This is a genomic window from Pedobacter sp. 01T416_2 (assembly GCF_056398925.1).
Genome location: NZ_JBFTQI010000804.1, coordinates 1 through 2,583 on the forward strand (window position 1 = coordinate 1; position 2,583 = coordinate 2,583).

Genomic DNA, 2,583 nt, shown 5'->3' on the forward strand with positions numbered 1-2,583 from the left:
CTGTTGTGCGAACCAATTACCTGAATCTGATTGATGGTTGGATCTTCTTTAACGGTAATAAACGCTATTGCTGGTAATACCAGCAATAGGCTAATGCAACTGATGATTCTCATACACCTTTTTAATTGTTAATACCCAGGGTTTTGTTTAAGGTTTGTATTAAGCTTTAACTCGTTTGCTGGAATAGGATAAATTCTTCTGGTTATATCCTTATTCATGAAAAGTACATCGTTTGGTAACGGATATTCAGTTTCAAATTGTCCGAAACGGATTAAGTCATTTCTTCTCCATGCTTCCCAGCTAAATTCACGGGCTCTTTCATCTAATAAGTTCGTTAATGTTGCAGAACTTGCCAGTTCAGCACCTGCACGGCTTCTTATTTTATTTAAAAGCACCAATGGAGTTTGCAGCTCGCCATTAACAGTAGTAGCAGTTGCTCCTCTTAATATTGCTTCTGCTTTCATGAGCATTACATCTGCCAAACGGAGTAGGGGCATATCGTTGCCATTTAAACGTGTCGCCTGAATTGCGTTTGCATCTGGCCAGTACTTCACCGATCGAACACCTTTAGCCTGATCTGCAACGGTATTACCCAAATCCATTGGCTTGCCTGGTTTCAAGATTAAATCTGGCGTAATTTCTATTTGTGTAGTTGTTCCTGCCACAAAAACAGGTTTAGTTAAATCAGACTTACGATTAGCATCTGGCGCATATTGTTTGCCAATTAACCAGAAACTGTTACGGATATCATTGTTTAAATTAAAACGATTATAATATTCGGGAGTAGTGCTCATAGCAATACTAAAACCTACGTTAATCCCATAAGCTGCTGCTAATGCAGGGTAAAAACCAAATCTTGTAATCTGGTTACCCGGAATCTGCTGATCGTAAGGAATAGCGAATATGGTTTCATTAATCTGAGGACCGTTGTTTACATCAAAAATATCTGAATATTTGTTATCTAAAACGTAGTTGGTGTTTTTCAGAATATTATCAGCCATAATTACAGCATCTGCATATCTCGGTTTGCCAGTATATACCTCAGCATTAAGGTACATTTTTTCTAATAAAGCATAAGCCATTGCCTGGGTTGGTCGGCCATAAACCAATACTCGGTTGTTATTATCTTTTATTGGTAATTGCGGAATAACGGCTAAAAGTTCTTTCTCAATAAATTCAAATACTTTATCCCTGGTTTGGTTTCCAGGCAGCGTATTCACTGGAAAAGTATCGATAATCGGCACATTACCATATAAATCCATCATAAAGTAATAATACAAGGCCCTCATTGCTTTTACTTCAGCTAAACTGCTGCTTTTTTGCGTAGCCGAAACTGAAGATTCACTAGTCAGGTTGATTAAACGGTTGCAGTTATTGATTCCGCCAAACCCCCACTGCCAGATATCTCTCACATTCGGGTGATCAATCGTCCAGGTATGGTAATGAAGCTGACGGTACTGGCCACCATCATCAAAGTTTCCATCGCGTGCAGGAATAATTGCGGCATCTGTAGAAAGCTCTTGCATTCTCCAATATGGAACGCCATATTGAGAAGAAAGATTAGAATACATAGTGCCATAAAGTGCCGCGTAATCTGAATTGGTAAAAGGAAAATTATCTTTAACGTATTGCGATTCAACATCGACATCGAGCTTACTGCATGATTCCAATACCATCAGGCAAGCAAGGATATTAAATAGGATTATAATCTTTTTCATCTTTATTTTTTTTAGAATGATGCACTTGCACCGAAACTGAAGGTTCTTGTTTTTGGATAATAATTATTGTTATCAATTCCAGGCGTTAATCCACCAATGTTGATTTCTGGGTCTAAACCACTGTATTTAGTGATTACAAAAAGATTATTTGCGGTAACATATAATCTAATGGCTTTGATGGTTGGTGTTTTAGGTTTTAGCGTATAGCCAAGCGTAGCGTTATCCAAACGCAAGTATGAGCCACTTTCAAGGAAACGGTCTGAAATCAGATATGCATTAATATCATTGAAAGATTCGCCCAGGGTAAAGGTTGGGATGTTTTGGAGTTTTGCATCGGCAGGATTATTTAAAGATGCCTTTGTAGCATTCAAAATCTTATTACCCAAAACGCCTCTAACTAAAAAGTTAAAATCCCAGTTTTTATAGCTGAAACTATTTACCCATCCGTAAATTAATTTAGGCTGGGCGTTGCCAGCAATTTTTGCATCAGTGGTTAAAGGCTGTGTGGCAATAGTTTGACCAGCAGCATTGATGTATGTACTTACACCTGCAGCATTTTTACCTGCATAATTCCAAAGGTTAAAAGTGCCCAATGCATAACCTGGCTGAACTAACTGACTGAAATTGCCCGACTGACCTTTGCCACCAAGCTGAGCTGTTTGAATGAATGGAATTTTATAGAATTCATCAGATAAAGTTTCCACTACGTTTTTATTGTGCGCAATATTTGGCGAGGTTGTCCATCTGAAACTATCTGTTTGGAAAACTGTAGCATTTAATGAAAATTCTACCCCTGTATTTTTGATTTTACCAACGTTGGCTGTAATGGTTGGTAAGAAAAACTGTGTTGTAGATACTTCGTAAC

General features: G+C 38.0%; 1 protein-coding gene and 1 pseudogene. Both read right to left on the reverse strand.

The annotated features are described in order from the left end of the window. Positions 1 to 128: 128 nt before the first annotated feature. Positions 129 to 1,718: a RagB/SusD family nutrient uptake outer membrane protein gene (locus tag AC1DPQ_RS24320; RefSeq protein WP_477611142.1), complete on the reverse strand. Its 1,590-nt coding sequence runs from the start codon at positions 1,716 to 1,718 to the stop codon at positions 129 to 131. A gap of 11 nt (positions 1,719 to 1,729) precedes the next feature. Next, a pseudogene (locus tag AC1DPQ_RS24325) lies at positions 1,730 to 2,583 on the reverse strand (SusC/RagA family TonB-linked outer membrane protein); the annotation flags it as partial.